Here is a 3160-nt window from a genome sequence, read left to right on the forward strand (position 1 = left end):
GCGTGACCTGGGCAGTCAACGTGAGCGTAGTGACGAATGTTCGAGTTGTACTCGACGTGCGCGGTGTTAATGGTGATACCGCGAGCTTTTTCTTCCGGAGCGCTGTCGATCTTGTCGAATTCAACAACGGCCGAGCCGAAAACTTCGGAGCAAACGCGAGTCAGCGCTGCGGTCAGCGTGGTCTTGCCATGGTCAACGTGACCAATGGTGCCGACGTTCACGTGCGGCAGACTACGATCAAACTTTTCCTTAGCCATCGAGAAAATCCTCAGCAAGAAGAAAGAAGCAAGTGAATACGACCATTAAAACAAAGGCAGATATTTTCATATCTGCCTTGTTATATGGAGCTCTTGAGCGGATTTGAACCGCTGACCTCACCCTTACCAAGGGTGTGCTCTACCAACTGAGCTACAAGAGCGTAACACTGTGCAAAAACAGCAAACCTGGAGCGGGTAGCGGGAATCGAACCCGCATCATCAGCTTGGAAGGCTGAGGTTCTACCACTAAACTATACCCGCGGAGCTTGCGGCTCTCGCTAAACTGGTGGAGGGAGAAGGATTCGAACCTTCGAAGCTCTCGCAACGGATTTACAGTCCGTCCCCTTTGACCGCTCGGGAATCCCTCCAGATGTGGCCGGCATTCTATTTGTCTGCCAACCTAGTGTCAAGCGTTTTTTCAAATTTTTTCAATCAAATCTGAAACTTAGCTGCTTTGACACCGCCTCCGGTACTACCATTTGAGTGGTGTTCCCTGTGAAGCGGGCGCCATTCTATCAAGCTATTCGCCAGTTGCAATACCCTCGCACAACATTATTTTATGTTTTAAGTCTTTGAAATCCCTAGAAAGTGTTCCGAGCACGGTTTGGTCCAGCAAACGCTGGCTTTGCGGCGCAATCTGCAACCACAAACCGGTTGCATCTCCAAGCCGCCCAACCACCGGAACAGCCCCTATATCGAGGGTCAGCAACCGCTGACGCAAGGCTGCGAGCTGTTCCTTGCTAGCCAGGCCACCTACATACAGGCACTCCTGGCCACGCTCAGGCACCTGCTTGCCGCCCTGAGACTCGCTCAGCAAGCGAATACCCTGCTGATTCCCCTTGTACAACGACAACGGTGCCACTTCCTTGGCCTTCAGCGGTGCCTCCTGCTGATGCCAGACGTAATAGACGCCATTGAGCACCACCAACAACAGAAACAACCAACGCATAGCCACCTCAATCCAGGGGACAGGCCAGAGCCAGGCCAACGAATACCAGGTCAGGCACGACACGGGCGCCAGGTGCCGCTTCTTGCACAAGAGGCGCATCCCCCCCGGTCAGCAGCACCACAAAGTCATTCCCCCACAGCGCCGTTGCATGCGCAAGCTGGGAACCGACAAAGCCCTGCAGCATATGCACACAACCGCGCTCGACCGCTTCGACCGTCGAGCGCCCCGGGGCCATGCTCGACAGCGCCCGCTCGGCCGAAGCGTCGTCATAACGGATTCGCCGGGTGTGGGTGCGCAACTGACTGCGCATCAGCGGCATGCCTGGACAAATGAAGCCCCCCAGGTGTTCGCCATCGGCGGCGACGAAATCAGCCTTGGCAGCCGTGCCGAAGTCCATGACCAGGCAGGCACCCTTGGCCAGGTGATAGCCACCCAGCACAGCAAGCCAGCGATCCAGGCCCAGGCGCTGGTAGTCTTCATAACCATTGCGCACCCCGCCCACCTCCCGGGCTGGCTGAGCAACCATCACCTCAAGCCCGAAGCATTGGGCGAGCAGCGCACAGAGGCTGGCGGTTTCTTCCTCGCTTCGGACACTGACCAGGCGGCAGCGTTCGGGTGGCGCAGGCAGCGCCTTGATCGCCATGACCAACGCCTGGTCGGAGTCGACAACGCCGCCGGCGACGATGGTCGCGAAGGCACTGCGAACAATCCGCCACTTGATGAAGCTGTTACCGCAATCGAGCTCAAGAATCATCACGCAACCTCAAACTGAGCTCACCACCGCTGAAGCTCTTTTCTTCGCCATTGATCTCAAGACGCAACGCGCCCTGACCATCGATACCCAGCACCACGCCATCGATCCTGTTGACCCCGGCGATCAATGATACCGCCCTCCCCTGCCACAGGTGTGCCTGCTCCCATTGCGCCTGGAACGCGCTAAAGCCGTCCCGACGATGGCGTTCGAGATCGATCTGCAGGTTGTGGTTGAGCCTGGCGACCATCAGGTTGCGATCGATGTTCACACCGGTTTCCCGGCGCACCGATGTCCACAGCTGGTCAACCTCACTGGCGACCTGCATGTTCACATTGATACCGATGCCCAGCACGACATGACAGACATCAGCAGGATCGCCAACCAGCTCCAGGAGAATGCCTGCGATCTTCTGATTATTGACCAAGACGTCGTTCGGCCACTTCAGGCCGGCATCTGCGACACCAAATGACTGCAATGTACGCAGGACTGCGAGACCGACGACCAGGCTCAAGCCTTCAAGCTGGCGCATGCCACCTTCTATGCGCAGCACCAGGCTGTAGTAGAGGTTTTCAGCGAATGGACTGACCCACTGGCGGCCACGTCGGCCACGGCCGGCCGTCTGGCGCTCGGCCAGCACCAGGAACGGCGCTGCCTGCCCCTCGCCGATGGCCCGCAATGCCTGGGCATTGGTCGAATCGATGGAGTCGTGGATCGATACGGGCCAGTGCTCACCCAGGGAAAACTCGGCGATTGCCGCCTCTTCCAGCAACGACAGCGGCGCTGCCAACTGGTAGCCGCGACCACGCACTTTGTGAATAGGCAGATTCAGCTCAGCCTCAAGGTGCTGTAGCTGCTTCCAGACAGCACTGCGACTTACGCCAAGGGCGGTCCCCAGGTCCTGCCCGGAATGGAACCGGCCATCCTTGAGGAGCTTCAACAACTTCAGCATGCCAATCTCGACTCATAATGAGGTTGGCATGATAGCTAGGCAGGTGGGGATTGCATAGAAAACAGCGGCCTGGATATTCCACCAGGCAGCGATTCCTGTAGCCCCTGCCGAGGCACGAGGCTGCGATCGGTGGGAGCGGTGGCGCTAGCGCGCCAGAAAGACAAAACCCCTACCTGCGTGTGCAGATAGGGGTTTCGGAATTTAATCTTGACGATGACCTACTCTCACATGGGGAAACCCCACACTACCAT

General features: G+C 57.7%; 4 protein-coding genes and 3 tRNA genes. All 7 read right to left on the reverse strand.

What is annotated here, in order from left to right; all coding sequences use genetic code 11:
- Positions 1-257, reverse strand: a 257-nt coding sequence (locus ACIQUS_RS27120; protein ID WP_232251818.1) for a GTP-binding protein, incomplete at its 3' end; no start/stop codon positions are given.
- A gap of 85 nt (positions 258-342) precedes the next feature.
- Positions 343-418, reverse strand: a tRNA-Thr gene (locus tag ACIQUS_RS27125).
- Positions 419-444: 26 nt separating this feature from the next.
- Positions 445-518 (reverse strand) — tRNA-Gly (locus tag ACIQUS_RS27130).
- Positions 519-541: 23 nt separating this feature from the next.
- A tRNA-Tyr gene (locus tag ACIQUS_RS27135) sits at positions 542-625 on the reverse strand.
- Between the two features lie 152 nt (positions 626-777).
- Positions 778-1206, reverse strand: coding sequence for a hypothetical protein (locus ACIQUS_RS27140; protein ID WP_403054227.1), 429 nt, complete (start codon positions 1204-1206; stop codon positions 778-780).
- 7 nt (positions 1207-1213) lie between these two features.
- On the reverse strand, positions 1214-1960 hold the full coding sequence (locus tag ACIQUS_RS27145; RefSeq protein ID WP_403054230.1) for a pantothenate kinase: 747 nt from the start codon (positions 1958-1960) through the stop codon (positions 1214-1216).
- Positions 1950-2909 carry a bifunctional biotin--[acetyl-CoA-carboxylase] ligase/biotin operon repressor BirA gene (birA, locus tag ACIQUS_RS27150; RefSeq protein ID WP_403054233.1) on the reverse strand — a complete coding sequence of 320 codons (960 nt, stop codon included), beginning with the start codon at positions 2907-2909 and terminating at the stop codon, positions 1950-1952. The genes ACIQUS_RS27145 and birA overlap by 11 nt, the downstream gene beginning before the upstream one ends.
- Between the last annotated feature and the right edge of the window lie 251 nt (positions 2910-3160).

This window comes from Pseudomonas sp. NPDC090755 (assembly GCF_044769005.1).
In the GTDB taxonomy this organism is placed as follows: Bacteria; Pseudomonadota; Gammaproteobacteria; order Pseudomonadales; family Pseudomonadaceae; genus Aquipseudomonas.